This window comes from Pseudoxanthomonas composti, from assembly GCF_004122095.1.
Classification (GTDB): Bacteria; Pseudomonadota; Gammaproteobacteria; order Xanthomonadales; family Xanthomonadaceae; genus Pseudoxanthomonas_A; species Pseudoxanthomonas_A composti.
Genome location: NZ_SAWZ01000005.1, coordinates 355,276 through 370,570, shown reverse-complemented (window position 1 = coordinate 370,570; position 15,295 = coordinate 355,276). Strand labels below are relative to the sequence as shown.

The 15,295-nt window shown below is 66.5% G+C and carries 13 protein-coding genes; 8 read left to right on the top strand and 5 right to left on the bottom strand.

The window, feature by feature from the left end; translation table 11 throughout:
* Positions 1 to 46: 46 nt before the first annotated feature.
* On the bottom strand, positions 47 to 523 hold the full coding sequence (locus EPA99_RS11855; RefSeq protein WP_129471428.1) for a DUF2127 domain-containing protein: 477 nt from the start codon (positions 521 to 523) through the stop codon (positions 47 to 49).
* A gap of 96 nt (positions 524 to 619) precedes the next feature.
* Entirely contained in the window at positions 620 to 2,449 is a 1,830-nt protein-coding gene (gene typA / locus EPA99_RS11850; protein ID WP_129471427.1) for a translational GTPase TypA, read from the bottom strand.
* Between the two features lie 116 nt (positions 2,450 to 2,565).
* Here typA and EPA99_RS11845 point away from each other — a divergent pair, with 116 nt between their 5' ends.
* Positions 2,566 to 3,060 carry a peptidylprolyl isomerase gene (locus EPA99_RS11845; protein WP_129471426.1) on the top strand — a complete coding sequence of 165 codons (495 nt, stop codon included), beginning with the start codon at positions 2,566 to 2,568 and terminating at the stop codon, positions 3,058 to 3,060.
* Positions 3,061 to 3,431: 371 nt separating this feature from the next.
* Complete coding sequence (locus EPA99_RS11840; protein ID WP_129471425.1) at positions 3,432 to 4,418, top strand: malate dehydrogenase; 987 nt, start codon at positions 3,432 to 3,434, stop codon at positions 4,416 to 4,418.
* Between the two features lie 242 nt (positions 4,419 to 4,660).
* Here the strand turns inward: EPA99_RS11840 and EPA99_RS11835 are convergent, their stop codons facing one another.
* Together EPA99_RS11835 and EPA99_RS11830 are read right to left on the bottom strand one after the other, a co-directional pair.
* On the bottom strand, positions 4,661 to 6,319 hold the full coding sequence (locus tag EPA99_RS11835) for an FAD-dependent oxidoreductase (RefSeq protein ID WP_129471424.1): 1,659 nt from the start codon (positions 6,317 to 6,319) through the stop codon (positions 4,661 to 4,663).
* Complete coding sequence (locus EPA99_RS11830; RefSeq protein ID WP_129471423.1) at positions 6,319 to 7,830, bottom strand: polyamine aminopropyltransferase; 1,512 nt, start codon at positions 7,828 to 7,830, stop codon at positions 6,319 to 6,321. The genes EPA99_RS11835 and EPA99_RS11830 overlap by 1 nt, the downstream gene beginning before the upstream one ends.
* A 107-nt stretch (positions 7,831 to 7,937) precedes the next feature.
* Here EPA99_RS11830 and EPA99_RS11825 point away from each other — a divergent pair, with 107 nt between their 5' ends.
* The 5 genes from EPA99_RS11825 to prpE all read left to right on the top strand — a co-directional run bounded on the left by EPA99_RS11825 (position 7,938) and on the right by prpE (position 12,995).
* Positions 7,938 to 8,345: a DUF350 domain-containing protein gene (locus tag EPA99_RS11825; RefSeq protein ID WP_206733751.1), complete on the top strand. Its 408-nt coding sequence runs from the start codon at positions 7,938 to 7,940 to the stop codon at positions 8,343 to 8,345.
* A 23-nt stretch (positions 8,346 to 8,368) separates the two neighbouring features.
* On the top strand, positions 8,369 to 9,373 hold the full coding sequence (locus EPA99_RS11820; RefSeq protein WP_129471422.1) for an SPFH domain-containing protein: 1,005 nt from the start codon (positions 8,369 to 8,371) through the stop codon (positions 9,371 to 9,373).
* A gap of 10 nt (positions 9,374 to 9,383) precedes the next feature.
* On the top strand, positions 9,384 to 10,841 hold the full coding sequence (locus EPA99_RS11815) for a DUF4178 domain-containing protein (protein ID WP_129471421.1): 1,458 nt from the start codon (positions 9,384 to 9,386) through the stop codon (positions 10,839 to 10,841).
* Positions 10,842 to 10,844: 3 nt separating this feature from the next.
* On the top strand, positions 10,845 to 10,982 hold the full coding sequence (locus tag EPA99_RS18720; protein ID WP_164978644.1) for a hypothetical protein: 138 nt from the start codon (positions 10,845 to 10,847) through the stop codon (positions 10,980 to 10,982).
* Positions 10,983 to 11,093: 111 nt separating this feature from the next.
* The gene (prpE, locus tag EPA99_RS11810) at positions 11,094 to 12,995 is read left to right on the top strand and encodes a propionate--CoA ligase (protein WP_129471420.1); all 1,902 of its coding nucleotides are present in this window, start codon (positions 11,094 to 11,096) and stop codon (positions 12,993 to 12,995) included.
* A 57-nt stretch (positions 12,996 to 13,052) separates the two neighbouring features.
* Here the strand turns inward: prpE and EPA99_RS11805 are convergent, their stop codons facing one another.
* Entirely contained in the window at positions 13,053 to 14,267 is a 1,215-nt protein-coding gene (locus tag EPA99_RS11805) for a citrate synthase family protein (RefSeq protein ID WP_129471419.1), read from the bottom strand.
* Positions 14,268 to 14,375: 108 nt separating this feature from the next.
* On the opposite strand from EPA99_RS11805, the gene prpB reads away from it, so the two are divergent.
* Positions 14,376 to 15,263 (top strand): methylisocitrate lyase, encoded by an 888-nt coding sequence (prpB, locus tag EPA99_RS11800; RefSeq protein ID WP_129471418.1) that lies wholly within the window; start codon positions 14,376 to 14,378, stop codon positions 15,261 to 15,263.
* The last annotated feature ends 32 nt before the right edge of the window (positions 15,264 to 15,295 follow it).

Below are 15,295 nucleotides of genomic sequence, written 5' to 3'. Positions count from 1 at the left end.
CGAGGCTACGCAGGCCCGGTGACAGGTGCAAGTCGCGCCAGGCGGCTCAGCCGCGTCGGCGCCGCAGCAGGTCGCGCGCCAGCACCCAAACCACCAGCAGGTTGATCAGCAGCACCGCCCAGGTATGCCAGCCGTGATGCTGGTACAGGGCGTAGAGGTCCAGCGGCAGATACGCTGCGGTGCCGACACAGCCCAGCCAGGACGCCCAGGCCTTGGCCCGCCACAGTCCCCAGGCTTCGACCAGGCGCCAGACGGCATAGAAGCCGACGATGGCCACGGCCAGGTGGACCGCCTGCGGATTGATCAGCTTGAGCAGCGAGGGCAGGGCGCCGCGGTCCGGATCCAGATTGAAGCGGACGATGAGATCGTCGATGAAGCGGCGGATGGGGTTGGGGCCCATCACTTCCAGGCTGGCCGCGGCCAGCAGGGCCAGGACGCCCTTGACCAGTTCAAACACGGCCAGCGCATGCAGGCCCGGATGCGTGCGGGGATCCGGGTCGTAGGGGCGCTGGGTGTCGTGCATGGGGTCGGAAGGATACGCCTGCCGGATGATGGCAGCTCAAACGAACGCCGCGCCTGCCAGCAGGCAGGCGCGGCGCGCTTTTGCGGCCCGGGCGCCTTAGGCGGCGCGCGAGGCCTTCTTGCGGTCGCTCTCGGTCAGGAACTTCTTGCGCAGGCGGATTTCCTTCGGCGTGATCTCGACCAGCTCGTCGTCGTCGATGAAGTCCAGGGCCTGCTCCAGGGAGAACTTGATCGCCGGCGTCAGCTGGATCGCATCGTCCTTGCCCGAAGCGCGCATGTTGGTCAGCGGCTTGGTCTTGATCGCGTTGACGGTCAGGTCGTTGTCCTTGGAGTGGATGCCGATCAGCTGGCCTTCGTAGACGTTGTCGCCTTCTGCGGCGAACAGCTTGCCGCGCTCCTGCAGCGGGCCCAGCGAGTACGCCGGCGTCACGCCCGGCGCATTGGCGATCATCACGCCGTTCAGGCGCTTGGCGATGGCGCCCTGTTCCTTCGGACCGTAGTGGTCGAACACGTGGAACAGCAGGCCGCTGCCCTGGGTCAGGGTCTTGAACTCGTTCTGGAAGCCGATCAGGCCGCGCGCCGGGATTTCATAGTCCAGGCGCACGCGGCCCTTGCCGTCGGGCTCCATGTTCTTCAGCTGGCCCTTGCGGGTGCCCAGCTTCTCCATCACGCCACCCTGGTGCTGTTCTTCCACGTCCACCACCAGCTGCTCGATCGGCTCCATGAGCTTGCCGTCGATCTCCTTGATGATCACTTCCGGACGCGACACGGCCAGCTCGTAGCCTTCGCGACGCATGTTCTCGATCAGCACCGACAGGTGCAGCTCGCCGCGGCCGGAGACCAGGAACTTGTCCGCATCTTCCAGCTGCTCCACCTTCAGCGCCACGTTGTGCACGGTCTCGCGCTCCAGGCGGTCCTTGAGCTGGCGGCTGGTCAGGAACTTGCCGCCGGACAGGTCCTTGTTGCCCGCGAAGGGCGAGTTGTTGACCTGGAATGTCATCGAGATGGTCGGCTCGTCCACGGTCAGGGCCGGCAGTGCTTCGGGGGTGTCCAGGGCGCACACGGTGTCGGAGATGGTCAGCTCCTGGATGCCCGAGATGGCGACGATGTCGCCGGCCTCGGCGCTTTCCTGCTCGATGCGCTCAAGACCCAGGAAGCCCAGGACCTGCATCACCTTGCCCTGGCGCTTCTTGCCTTCGCGGTCGATCACCGCCACCGGCATGTTCTTCTTCAGCGTGCCGCGCTGGATGCGGCCGATGCCGATCACGCCGACGAAGTTGTTGTAGTCCAGCTGGCTGATGCGCATCTGGAAGGCGCCTTCCGGATCCACGTCGGGCTTGGGCGCGTGCTGCATGATCGCTTCGTACAGCGGGGTCATGTCGCCCTCACGCACGCTGTCGTCCAGCGAGGCGTAGCCATTCAGCGCCGAGGTGTAGACGATCGGGAAATCCAGCTGCTCGTTGGTCGCACCGAGCTTGTCGAACAGGTCGAACACCTGGTCGATCACCCAGTCCGGACGCGCGCCGGGGCGATCGATCTTGTTGACCACCACGATCGGCTTGAAGCCCATCGCGAAGGCCTTCTGGGTCACGAAGCGGGTCTGCGGCATCGGGCCGTCCATCGCATCGACCAGGATCAGCACGGTGTCCACCATCGACAGCACGCGCTCGACCTCGCCGCCGAAGTCGGCGTGGCCCGGGGTGTCGACGATATTGATGCGGTTGCCCTGCCAGGTGATGGCCGTGTTCTTGGCCAGGATCGTGATGCCACGTTCCTTTTCCTGGTCGTTGCTGTCCATCACGCGCTCGGCCAGCACGGTGCGCTCGGAAAGGGTGCCGGACTGCTTCAGCAGGCAGTCGACCAGGGTGGTCTTGCCGTGGTCGACGTGGGCGACGATGGCGATATTGCGGAGATTTTCGATAGACATGCGGCGGCGGGCGCGCCGAATGCGCGCAGGGCTAGGGAGGGAAGGGCGCTATTATAGCCGGCTGCGCCCGCCCAACGGGTGGTTCCTGAACGCTATTTTCACAAAGTGGAGTGCATATGTCCCTCACCGCGACCTTCAACACCTCCCGCGGCACCATCGTCATCGAGCTGGCCCCGGAAAAGGCCCCGCTGACCGTGGCCAATTTCGTCAACCTGGCCAAGCACGGCTTCTATGACGGCCTGAACTTCCACCGCGTGATCCCGGATTTCATGATCCAGGGCGGTTGCCCGAACGGCACCGGCACCGGTGGCCCGGGTTACCGCTTCGAGGACGAGACCCGCAATGGCCTGGCCCATGACCGCGGTGTGCTTTCCATGGCCAACGCCGGCCCGAACACCAACGGCAGCCAGTTCTTCATCACCCACGTGGCCACCCCGTGGCTGGACGGCAAGCACACCGTGTTCGGCAAGGTGATCTCGGGCCTGGACGTGGTCGATGCGGTCAAGCAGGGCGACACCATCGATTCGGTCAAGATCGACGGCGACGCCGAGGCCGTGCTGTCGGCCCAGGCCGAGCGCGTGGCCGAGTGGAACAAGCACCTGGCCGCCTGACGCACCCGTCAGCGATGCTCTGCGCCTTGCCGGGCGCAGCTGCGCGGCACCCGCGGCGGACTGTCGCGGGTGTTGCGGGCCGGCGCGGCATCAGGCACTGCCAGCGGCCTGCGCCGATGCCTGCCGGGCCGTCTGTAGGCATTTGGTCGAAAGCCGTCGAAAACGGCCCGCATGCTAAAATTCCGCGCCGCACAATCACGGCGGCGCCTTCAGGAGTCCGTTGTCCATGTCCAGCGCGCCGGTTCATCCGCTGCAGGCGTGCGAGGTGGCGACAGCGTGCCCCGTGAGCCCTCCATCCGCCTGGCGCGCCTAGCGCCTTTCCCTTGAGGCGGGCATCAGGCCCGCCGCCCGATGCACGAGGAATCCACACCATGAAACAACCCGTCCGTGTTGCCGTCACCGGTGCTGCCGGCCAGATCGGCTATGCCCTGCTGTTCCGCATCGCCTCCGGCGAAATGCTGGGCAAGGACCAGCCGGTCATCCTGCAGCTGCTGGAGCTGCCGATCGAGAAGGCCCAGGCCGCGCTGAAGGGCGTGATCATGGAGCTGGAAGATTGCGCCTTCCCGCTGCTGGCCGGCACCGTGGCCACCGACGATCCGGAAGTGGCCTTCAAGGACGCCGATATCGCCCTGCTGGTCGGCGCCATGCCGCGCGGCCCGGGCATGGAGCGCAAGGACCTGCTGCTGAAGAACGCCGAGATCTTCACCGTGCAGGGCAAGGCCCTGAACAAGGTCGCCTCGCGCGATGTGAAGGTGCTGGTGGTCGGCAACCCGGCCAATACCAACGCCTACATCGCCATGAAGTCCGCACCTGACCTGGACCCGAAGAACTTCACCGCCATGCTGCGCCTGGACCACAACCGCGCGCTCAGCCAGCTGTCGACCAAGGCCGGCGTGGCCGTGGGCGAGATCGAGAAGTTCGTGGTGTGGGGCAACCACAGCCCGACCATGTACCCGGACTACCGCTTCGCCACCGTGGGCGGCGCCTCGCTGAAGGACAAGATCAACGACGCCGACTGGAACGCCAACGACTTCATCCCCAAGGTCGGCAAGCGCGGCGCGGCGATCATCGAGGCCCGTGGCCTGTCCTCGGCCGCTTCGGCCGCCAATGCCGCCATCGACCACATCCACGACTGGGTGCTGGGCACCAACGGCAAGTGGACCACGATGGGCATTCCGTCCGACGGTTCCTACGGCATTCCGGAAGGCGTGATCTTCGGCTTCCCGGTCACCACCGAGAACGGCAAGTACACCATCATCAAGGACCTGCCGATCGACGAGTTCAGCCAGAAGGCCATCGACAAGACCCTGGCCGAGCTGGAAGAAGAGCGCGGCGGCGTTGCCCACCTGCTGGGCTGAAGCCACGCACCGGCGCGTCCTGCGCTGGCTAATGTAAAGAGAACGCCGGGTCGAAAGATCCGGCGTTTTCTTTTGGCTTCACGGCATGCCTTGGAGGACGCGCAATCGGTTGCCGATGTTGTTGGGGCGGCCGTCGCTGATGTCCGTGCAGGTCCTCGAGGCACTCCGGCAGGCAGCGGCCGGCATGGAAGGCGTGGGCGTGCAGGGGTGCAGGCCCATGGAGGACCGCCAAGGACATTGCCTCACAGCAGCGACGTCGCCGCGTGCACGCCCCACCAGGCGGCTTCCTCGAAGATGGAATAGCCGGACAGGTCCGAGTGGGCGACCAAGACGCGCCCTTCCAGTTCGCGCAGGGCGGCCAGTCCGGGATTGTCGAGGAAGCCCGGCGTCGGGACGGCCATGGCGTGCCCGCGCACCGTGATCTCCAGCCGGCGGACGTGGCGCCAGAGTGACTGGCCGTAGGCAGCAAGCAGGTCGCTGGCCGCATGCGCGCGGAGCTGGTCCGGCCCGGCCTGCAGCAGCCAATGACGTGCGGCTTGCGGCGACTGTTGATCCAAAGCACGGTAAGCGGTGAGCACGGTATGACGCGGCGGCGCCACGCGCAGGAGCTGATGGGTCGAGACGACGTATCCGAGCCCCTGGCCGTATTCCACGACGTTGTCCCAGGCCAGCGGCTGCCCCGGCGCCTCCGTCGGCAGGCCTTCCATCAGGAAGTTGGATACCAGCCAGGCCGCGTGCGGGCTGCCGTGCTGGTCATGTCGATAGCCGCTGGACTGCAGTCCAGGCCAGAGATGTCGCAGGACGTGCAGTGGCACCGCGCTCACCACGCGCTCGGCGCGAATCGAGGTGATCTGCGATGGGAACCCAGCAGCCCCGCCTTCGGCGCAGAGCACGTCGACATGCGTGGCGGTGTCGGCAATGCGAACGGCAAAGCCCGGCCTCAACCAACGTGCGTGGCCTAGCCGCGCGGTGATGCGCTCGCGCATCCGCCTGGTCAGCTCGGACAGGCCGCCGGGCCAGGTCAGCACCGCGTCGCCCTGGGCATTTGAGGCATGGCCATTGCGGGCCGCGAAGTAATGCAGCCCGGCCCAGGCGGAGACCTGCTCGCTTCCCGCGCCGTAATCGTCACGGCAGCAGTAGTCCAGGTACCAGCGCAGCGCCGGCGCGTCGTATCGCTCGGCTTTGAGCCATTGCGCGAACGTTTGCCGGTCCAGGGCACGCCATTGCGGGTCCTGTGAGCTCAGATGCGCTGGGATGGCGAACACCCGGCGACCGTCGCTGCCGCGCTGCTCCCGCAAGCGCTCGACCACGGCGAAAAAGCGCTGCTGCTGGGTCGATTGCCGGCTGGCGGTGCTCATGTCGGGGAGCAGGCCGTCCAGCCACTTTCCTTCGCGCAGCAGGCGCTCATGTGGCGCGTGACCCAGGGCGCGCTCGTCGAACGCGGGGCGTTCGGCGTTGGGGTCGTCCAAGAGTTCGAGGTCGGCCAGCAGCTCACGCACATGCTGCGACTCGGTCGAGGGCAGCGGCAAGTAGTGGGCACCGGTGGGGCAACGCAGGTCGTCGGCGTGCGCGGCGCCTGAGCTTGCAAGATCGGCCCCCGCGGCGTTGCCGTCCGGCTCAGGACCGGCCAGGACGATGAAATCGTGCCGGCCCGCCTGCGCCAGTTTCCAGGCGCAGGTCAGACCCGCCACGCCGGACCCGAGGATGACGATGCCTGCCAGCTCCCGGGTGCCCGATGGCGGCAAGCGGACCAGATCGCGCAACTGATGGCCTTCGCGCATGCCCGGCACCGACACCACTGGCGTGGGCTCGACGATACGCTGCCGATGGTAGGCGGTACCGGCCGCAGCGCCCAAGAGACAACCCTGCCCCGCGCCAAGCAGAAACGTGCGACGTCGCATCAGCGAACGACCCTGCGCCAGTCCTCGTCGAAGTAGCGCACCAGTGACTGCTCGTTGAGGCGATTGGGCGGCATGTCCAAGCGTGGCATGTCGGCAGGAAAGCGGAACAGCGCCGCCAGGGCTTCGGGGTCGAGATAGCGGGTGGGAACGCTTAGCCTGCGCGGTGGCTGATAATCGCTGCGCTTGCCGGCCAGGATGAAACCCCAATCGCCGAAGGAGGGAACGTCGCAGTGATACGGCCAGGTATGCAGCCCGGCTTCGCGCAGGGTCGCATCGATGCTCCAGTAGGACCGTGGGGCGAAATACGGCGAGGTGGACTGCACTACCAGGTAGCCGCGCTCGGCGAGGTGATGGCCGATCAGGCGGAACACCGGCGTGGAATACAGGCGGCCGAGTCCGAAATTGGACGGGTCCGGAAAGTCCACGATGATGAAATCGAACATGTCCCGGCTTTCCTCCAGCCAGCGGCCGGCATCCTCATTGACCACAGTGATCCGCCGGTCGTGCAGCGCATCCCTGTTGAGCGCGCGCAAGGGGGCCGAGGTCGAGAAAAGGCGCGTCATCGCCGGATCCAGGTCCACCAGCGTCACCTGCTGGACCGTGGCGGACTTCAGGACTTCACGCGCGGCCAGGCCGTCGCCGCCCCCGAGGATCAGCACCCGTCGCGCGCCGGGCAACGCCTGCAGGCCAGGGTGCACCAGCGCTTCGTGGTAACGATGCTCGTCGCGCGTGGAAAACTGCAGGTTGCCGTTGATGTACAGGCGCATGTCGTCCTTCCAGCGGGTTACCACCAGGCGCTGAAAGGGCGTGGTCTCGGCGTGGATCACCCGGTCGCCATAGATGCCGTTCTCGGCCCAGGTCGTCATGCGGCCGGCGTAGCCAAGGCCAAGCGCGAGCAATCCGATCACCAGCACGCCGCGGAGGCCGCGATACCGCGCCCGACGGATCTCCCCGCGAAAGGCCAAAATGGTCCACAGGGCCACGCCCGTGTTGAGGATGCCGAACAGAAATGCGGTGCGCAGCAGGCCCAGGCGTGGCGCCAGCAGGATCGGGAACACTAGAGAAACCACCAGAGCGCCGAGATAATCGAAGGTGAGCACGCGGCTGACCAGTTCGCGGAACTCGCTGCGGCGCTGGTTGAAGATGCGCATCACCAGCGGGATTTCCATGCCGACCATCATGCCCAGCACGAAGACGGTGATGTAAAGGGCGGCCCGGAACGGCGCGGACAGCCAGGCGAATACGAGGAAAAGCACGGCCGCCGAAACTCCGCCGACGAGTCCGATCAGCATCTCGATATCGATGAAACGGTCCAGGACGTCCTCGTCCTCGACATAACGCGAAAGCCAGGAGCCAATCCCCATGGCGAACAGGTAGCAGCCGATGACCGAAGAGAACTGGAGGATCGAGTCGCCCAACAGGTAGCTGGCAAGCGCGCTGGTGATCAGCTCGTAGCCGAGGCCGCATGAGGCGACGATCAGCACCGAAAGGATGAGGGCGCGATCGCGCATCTGTCGTCTGTCCGTCAGTCAGCAGGGCGCCCGGAACCTGGGCCGCTCCAGTATATCGGCCTGTCTTTGTCCCAAGCGCTCGGTATACTGCGCTCACGCCTGTCGGAATGGATTTCAAGCACGTGGCCCTGTCTCCTGCGGTGGTTTATCTCGCCTACCTCGCCTCGGCCCTGGTCCTGCTCTGGGGGTTCGTGGCGGTATACACGCGGGTGACGCATTTCGATGAGTGGCAGTTGATCCATGAGGGCAATGTGGCCGCTGCCCTGTCACTCGGCGGCGCCACCTTGGGTTTCAGCTGCACGCTCGCCACCAGCATCGCCCTGCATGCGGGTTGGCTGATGTTCCTGGTCTGGGCCGTGGTGGCGATGGTGATCCAGCTGATGGCGTATGCGGTCATGGCAAGGGGACTGCCCGGCATCAACAAGGCCATCCACGAAGGCAACGCCGCCATGGGCGGCACGATGGGCTTCACCTCCCTGGCGGTCGGCATCGTCAATGCCGCCTGCCTCACCTAAACAGTCGAAAAAGGAATCTCGCGATGGGTCTGGGCTCGTTCCTGCGCAAGCAGCTGGTCGATATCCTGCAGTGGACCGAAGAAGGCGACGGCGTGCTGGCCTGGCGCTTCCCGATGGAGGATATGGAGATCCAGTACGGCGGAAGCCTGACCGTACGCGATTCCCAAGCAGCGATCTTCGTCAACGAAGGCAAGGTGGCCGATGTCTTCGGCCCGGGCATGTACAAGCTGTCCACCCGCACGTTGCCGCTTCTGACCGCGCTGCAACACTGGGACAAGGGCTTCGAATCGCCGTTCAAGTCCGATGTCATTTTCTTCTCCACCCGCCTGCAGCTGGGACGGCGCTGGGGAACCGCGCAGCCGGTGACCGTGCGCGACAGCGAGTTCGGCATGGTGCGCCTGCGCGCGCATGGTGTTTACAGCTATCACGTGGTGGACGTGCAGCAGTTCTACAAGGAAATTGCCGGCACGCGGGCGGTGTATACCGTCAACGATCTGGAGGCCCAACTGCGCAACCTGGTGGTGGCGGGCATGGCCGATGCGCTGGGCAAGTCCGGCGTTCCTTTCCTTGACCTGGCGGCCAACCAGGCATTGTTGGCCGAGCGCATGCTGGAGCAGCTCACGCCAGTGTTCGCGCGGTACGGGGTACGGCTGGATAGCTTTGCCGTGGAAAGCGTGTCCTTGCCCGAGGAACTGCAAAAGGCCCTCGATACCCGCATTGCGGTCGGCATGGCAGGCGATATGGACCGCTTCACTCGCTACCAGGCGGCCACGTCCATTCCGCTGGCGGCCCAGAACGAGGGCGGCATCGCCGGCATCGGGGCGGGGATCGCCGCGGGAGCGGCGCTCGGGCAGGCGATGACTCAGGCCTTGGGCAGCGGGCAGGCGCCGGTCACGACCGCACCCGGTCCCGGGGGCGACTTCGCAGCCAGGCTGCAGCAGCTCAAGGGCCTGCTCGAACAGGGGCTCATCACCCAACAGGATTACGAAACAGCCAAGGCCGACGTGCTGCGCAAGCTGACCTCCTGAAGCGACCGCCATGCACCAGGTGCTTTGTCCCCAGTGCGGGGCGCAGGCCGTCTTCCAGTCCACCGCCTCGGTCATGGTGGTGTGCAACGCATGCCACAGCACCCTGCTCAAGGATGCAGAAAGCGTGCGGTTGCTCGGGCAGCTCTCGCAGGTGCTGGAGGATTGTTCGCCCATCCGGCTGGGCAGCGTGGGTGACTACGAAGGCCGACACTTCACGGTCGTTGGCCGCCTGCAGATGCGCTATGAGGCCGGGTACTGGAACGAGTGGTACGTGTGGTTCGGCGACGGCCGCGACGGCTGGTTGTCCGACGCCTCGGGGCAGTACGCGCTGACCTTGCGCGTGGACGATCCGCATCCGTCGGTGGATCGTCCGCTTTTCGAGAACCTCAGGCCCGGGTTGCCGTTCACGTTCGAGAAGACGCCGTTCGTGGCCGCGGATATCCGCGACTGCCGCTGCGTTGGTGGCGAAGGCGAACTTCCTTTCGTTGTCGCAGACGGCTGGCAGGCGCGGGTGGCGGACTATCGCCATGGCCTGGCGTTCCTGACGCTGGACTACTCCGACGGCGTGCGCCCGACCTTCTATCTCGGCAAGTCGGTTTCCCTGGATGTGCTGCAGCCTGGCAGCCTGCGCAGCGAGGCGGAGATCCTCGAGGCGGCAGGGCGCTACCGAGGGCAGGTCAAGCCCGTCGAATGTCCGAACTGCGGCGCGCCCATCGTCATCGTGGCGGGGCTGACCACGATGGCCACCTGTGCCGCGTGCTCCTCGCAGGTCGATTTCAGCGACACGCAGGCAGTGGTGGTGCAGGCGCACCATCGGCAGCAGATGCTGCGGCCAAAGCTTCCCCTGGGAAGCAAGGGAAGGTTCTTCGACGCCGAATACACGGTCATCGGCTTGCTTCGGTTCGATGTGCCGGACGATGCGTCCGAGCCCATCTGGTCCGAGTACCTGCTGTTCAACGCCGGACGTGGCTACCTGTGGTTGATCGAGTCGCAGCAGGGGTGGCTACGCACGCTGGTCTGCGATGTGTGGCCTTTGCATTCGCCTGGTGGCAGTGCGCGTCTGGAGGGGCAGGCGTGGCACCAGCAGTACAGCTATCGCGCGCGGGTTACGGCCGTGAGCGGGGCGTTCAACTGGCAAGTGGCCAAGGGCGATATCACTCTTGTGACGGATTTTTCGCATGGCGCGCGGGTGTTGTCTTGCGAGGTCAGCGATCACGAGATGACCTGGTCCATGAGCGTTCCGATGCCGGATGCTGCCATCGCCAAGGCGTTCAATCGGCCGGACCTGGTGAGGAAGCTTGCAGCTACTCCCGTCAATGCCGAGAAGGAGAAATACCTAATCGAGTTGGCATTGCTAGCGAGCGTAGCGCTGGTAGCTTTCGCTGAAGATGTGGACCTGATGACGATCATGATCGGTCTGTTGTTCCTTTGGGCACCCGTCGCCGTGCAGTACCTGATGAAGGAGTGAGCAGTGGGGAAATGGCTATACGTGCTCTACGCGATCGTGGTGATCCTGATCGTCGCCACCGCGGCCAAGCGCAGCGATCGTACCTGGGGCGGAAGTGCCTCGGGTCACTCGGGCTGGTCCTCAGGCGGCGGTCACAAGTAATCGCGGCGCTGTCGTCGTAACGGGAACCTCCACTGGTTCGACCATGGTCGGAAGGTTGGAGCCTGCGCGCGGGCCTATGCTCAGCCCATCTTGGCGTCTGGGAGGGCGGTCATGGGCTATGAAGAGATCCATCGCAGGTCGGTGGAGGAGCCGGAGGCGTTCTGGGCCGAGGAGGCCAAGGCCATCCACTGGCACAGGCCGCCGCAGCAGATCCTGGAATACGACAAGCCGCCGTTCCGGCGCTGGTTCGTCGGCGGCCTCACCAACCTTTGCTACAACGCGGTTGACCGGCACCTGGCCGAGCGTGCCGACCAGCTGGCGTTGGTGGCGATCTCCACCGAGACCAACGTCACCCGCGAGGTGACCTATGCGCAGCTGCATGCCGAGGTCAACGCCTTCGCCGCGGTGCTCAAGCGCCTGGACGTGCAGCGCGGCGACCGCGTGGTCATCTACATGCCGAACATGGCCGAGGCGGTGTTCGCCATGCTGGCCTGCGCGCGCATCGGCGCGGTGCATTCGGTGGTGTTCGGCGGGTTCGCCGCGCACAACCTGGCGCTGCGGATCGACGACGCCCAGCCCAAGCTGCTGATCGCCGCCGATGCCGGCAGCCGCGGCGGCAAGGTGATCCCGTACAAGCCGATGATCGATGCGGCCTGCGCCGAGGCCGAGTACGCACCGCCCAGGGTGCTGATCGTCTCGCGCGGGCTGGACGCGGCCGAGCCCAAGGTCGCCGGGCGCGATGAGGACTACGCCACGCTGCGCGCGGAAGTCGGCGATGCGCAGGTGCCGGTGGAGTGGCTGGAATCCAACGAGCCCAGCTATCTGCTCTACACCTCCGGCACCACCGGCAAGCCCAAGGGTGTGCAGCGCGATGTCGGCGGCTACGCGGTGGCGATGGCGCAATCGATGCGCACCATCTTCGATTGCGCGCCCGGGCAGGTGATGTTCTCCACCTCCGACGTGGGTTGGGCGGTGGGGCACTCCTACAACGTCTACGGCCCGCTGATCGGGGGCTGCACCTCGCTGCTGTACGAAGGCCTGCCGCTGACGCCCGACGCGGGCATCTGGTGGGCGCTGTGCGAGCAGTACGGCGTGCGCACGATGTTCTCCTCGCCCACGGCGATCCGCGTGCTGAAGAAGCACGACGTGGATTTCATCAAGCGCCACGACCTGTCCGAGTTGAAGTACCTGTTCCTGGCCGGCGAGCCGCTGGACGAGCCGACCGCGCACTGGATCAACGACGCGCTGCACAAGCCAGTGATCGACAACTATTGGCAGACCGAGACCGGTTGGCCGGCGCTGTGCCTGTTGCCTGGGCTGGACATGAAGCCGGTGCGGTTCGGCTCGCCGGGCTTTGCGAATCTCGGCTACAGGATGAAGGTCATCGACGAGGCAACGGGCCAGACCGTCGGGCCGAACCAGAAGGGCGTGCTGGTGATCGAGCCGCCGCTGCCGCCGGGCTGCATGAGCACCATCTGGCGCGACGACCAGCGTTTCGTCGACAGCTACTTCAGCCATTTCAAGGAGCTGCTGTACAGCTCGCTGGACTGGGCGATCCGCGACGAGGATGGATACACCTTCATCCTGGGGCGCACCGACGATGTCATCAATGTCGCCGGCCATCGCCTGGGCACGCGCGAGATCGAGGAGTCGGTTTCCGGCTACGGCGCCGTGGCCGAAGCGGCGGTGATCGGCGTGGCCGACGAGGTCAAGGGGCAGGTGCCGGTGGTGTTCGCCACCCTGCGCCAGGTCACGGAGGAAACCCAGGCGCGCAGCGCCGCGGCCGATGGCATGCGCAAGATCGTGGTCGACCACCTGGGCGCGGTGGCGCGCCCGGCGCGGGTCTACATCGTCAACGCCTTGCCCAAGACGCGCTCGGGCAAGCTGCTGCGCCGTTCCATCCAGGCCCTGGCCCAGGGCGGCGACCCCGGCGACCTGTCCACGCTGGACGATCCCAATGCGCTGGAAGAAGTGCGCCGGGCGTTGTCGCGTGGGCCGGATGCGGGGAGTTGAAGACGAGGAACGAGTGGAGAGGAACGAGGAACGAGTGAAGGCAGGAGCGCCGGCTTTTCACTCGTTCCTCGTTCCTCGCTCCACCGCACTCGTTCCTCGCTCCACGCCCACGTACCGCGCACGCGGCCGGATCAACTTGCCCAGGCTCTGCTGCTCCAGCGCGTGGGCCAGCCAGCCGGCCAGGCGGCCGGTAGCGAACAGGGTCAGCGCGGGCGCGGCGGGCAGGCCGTGCAGCCAGCAGATCGCGGCCAGCATGAGGTCGACATTGGGCTGCAGGCCGCTGACCTCGCCCGCCCGTGCGATGACAGCCTCCAGCTGCGCCATGCGCGGCAGGTCGGCATGGCGCAGCAGCGCCAGCAGCTCGGCCGCGCGCGGATCGCCCTGCAGATACAGCGCGTGGCCGAAACCGGGCAGGTCCTCGCCGTGCTGCCAGCGCTGGGCGAGCGCCTGGGCGCCGCCTTCGATCACGGCATAGGCGCGTGCGGTGGCGCCGCCATGGCGTGGCCCGGACAGGGCGGCCAATCCACTGCACACGGTGGCATGCAGATGCGCGCCGGTGGAGGCCACCACCCGTGCGGCGAAGGCCGAGACATTTAGTTCGTGATCGGCGCACAGCACCAGGGCCGCGCGCACCAGCTCGGCAAAGCGGGGATCGCCTGGGCACAGGGCCTGGGACACCTGCAGATGCACCGGCGCGGCATCGGGCGCGCGCGCGATCAGCAGGGCGGCGTTGTGTCGCAGCAGGTCCGCCGCGATCTGTCGGCGCACCTGCGCCGACTGGTTGAACGAGTGGCGCACCTGCAGCGCCAGCAGCGGCGTCACCGCCAGCGTGCGTTCCAGCGCCGGCAGCGCGGCATCCTGGGCGATGGCGCGCACCACCGCCGGCCACGGCGCTGGCGGCGCCTGGAAGGGGTCATCGTCTTCGCAATCCCAGAGCAGGCGTGCGGTGTCCTCCAGGCTCGCCCCGTCGCGCACCATGGCGATGGCCGAGCGCCCGCGGTAGTAGGGCCCCTCGGGGCGGATCAGCGAGATCCGCGTTTCCATCACCGGCAGGCCGCGGTCCAGGCTCTGCGCCGCCCCGCGGGCTGCGCCGCGGCCCGCGCGCTTGTTCTGCAGCAGGCGCTCCACGTCCTGCCTGCGGTACATGCGGCTGCGCGCCTCGGCGCCAGGGCGCGATTCCAGCAGCCCGCGGCTGACATAGGCATACAGGGTGGCCGCGCTGATGCCAAGGATGCGGCAGGCTTCGCGGGCAGGGATGAGATCGTCGGCCATGAAGATGCGTTGATTGATGGAATCAAGATTGATCAACGTGTTGAAGAGTGCCAGATTCCTCGCCGTCCTGCCGCACCGGCGGCACCGTGCAAGTTCGAAGGAGGCCCCATGTCCATCCCGTCCGCAGGCGCGCGCTTCCGCGCCGCCCTGGCCGCCGAGTCCCCTCTGCAGGTGATCGGCGCGATCAACGCCAACCACGCGCTGCTGGCCAAGCGCGCCGGCTACAAGGCGATCTACCTGTCCGGCGGCGGCGTGGCCGCCGGCTCGCTGGGCATGCCGGACCTGGGCATCAACACGCTGGAAGACGTGTTGATCGACACCCGCCGCATCACCGATGTCTGCGACCTGCCGCTGATGGTGGATATCGATACCGGGTTCGGCGCCAGCGCCTTCAACATCGAGCGTACGGTGAAGTCGCTGATCAAGGCTGGCGCGGCCGCCTGCCACCTCGAGGACCAGGTGGGCGCCAAGCGCTGCGGGCACCGCCCAGGCAAGGAGATCGTCTCCCAGGCCGAGATGGTCGATCGCATCAAGGCCGCGGCCGATGCCAAGACCGATCCGCAGTTCTTCCTGATCGCGCGCACCGATGCGATCCAGGTCGAGGGCGTGGACAAGGCCATCGAGCGCGCCATCGCCTGCGTTGAAGCCGGTGCCGATGGCATCTTCGCCGAGGCCTCCTACGACCTGGAGACCTACCGCCGTTTCGTCGAGGCGGTGAAGGTGCCGGTGCTGGCCAACATCACCGAGTTCGGGGCCACCCCCTTGTTCACGCGCGAGGAGCTGGCCAGTGTCGGCGTCGGGATCCAGCTGTATCCGCTGTCGGCGTTCCGGGCCATGAACAAGGCCGCCGAGCAGGTCTACGAAAGCATCCGTCGTGAGGGCCACCAGAAGGCGGTCATCGACACCATGCAGACCCGCGAGGAGCTGTACGAGCGCATCGGCTACCACGCCTTCGAAGGCAAGCTGGATGCATTGTTCGCCACCAAGCGCGCATGATCGGCCTCCCCCCAGCCCGCGATCGCGCACGC

What these genes read in the sequence shown, in the direction of transcription:
- EPA99_RS11855 (WP_129471428.1), bottom strand. Translation starts at nt 523, where the DNA reads ATGCACGACACCCAGCGCCCCTACGACCCGGATCCCCGCACGCATCCG.
- typA (WP_129471427.1), bottom strand. Translation starts at nt 2,449, where the DNA reads ATGTCTATCGAAAATCTCCGCAATATCGCCATCGTCGCCCACGTCGAC.
- EPA99_RS11845 (WP_129471426.1), top strand. Translation starts at nt 2,566, where the DNA reads ATGTCCCTCACCGCGACCTTCAACACCTCCCGCGGCACCATCGTCATC.
- EPA99_RS11840 (WP_129471425.1), top strand. Translation starts at nt 3,432, where the DNA reads ATGAAACAACCCGTCCGTGTTGCCGTCACCGGTGCTGCCGGCCAGATC.
- EPA99_RS11835 (WP_129471424.1), bottom strand. Translation starts at nt 6,319, where the DNA reads ATGCGACGTCGCACGTTTCTGCTTGGCGCGGGGCAGGGTTGTCTCTTG.
- EPA99_RS11830 (WP_129471423.1), bottom strand. Translation starts at nt 7,830, where the DNA reads ATGCGCGATCGCGCCCTCATCCTTTCGGTGCTGATCGTCGCCTCATGC.
- EPA99_RS11825 (WP_206733751.1), top strand. Translation starts at nt 7,938, where the DNA reads ATGGATTTCAAGCACGTGGCCCTGTCTCCTGCGGTGGTTTATCTCGCC.
- EPA99_RS11820 (WP_129471422.1), top strand. Translation starts at nt 8,369, where the DNA reads ATGGGTCTGGGCTCGTTCCTGCGCAAGCAGCTGGTCGATATCCTGCAG.
- EPA99_RS11815 (WP_129471421.1), top strand. Translation starts at nt 9,384, where the DNA reads ATGCACCAGGTGCTTTGTCCCCAGTGCGGGGCGCAGGCCGTCTTCCAG.
- prpE (WP_129471420.1), top strand. Translation starts at nt 11,094, where the DNA reads ATGGGCTATGAAGAGATCCATCGCAGGTCGGTGGAGGAGCCGGAGGCG.
- EPA99_RS11805 (WP_129471419.1), bottom strand. Translation starts at nt 14,267, where the DNA reads ATGGCCGACGATCTCATCCCTGCCCGCGAAGCCTGCCGCATCCTTGGC.
- prpB (WP_129471418.1), top strand. Translation starts at nt 14,376, where the DNA reads ATGTCCATCCCGTCCGCAGGCGCGCGCTTCCGCGCCGCCCTGGCCGCC.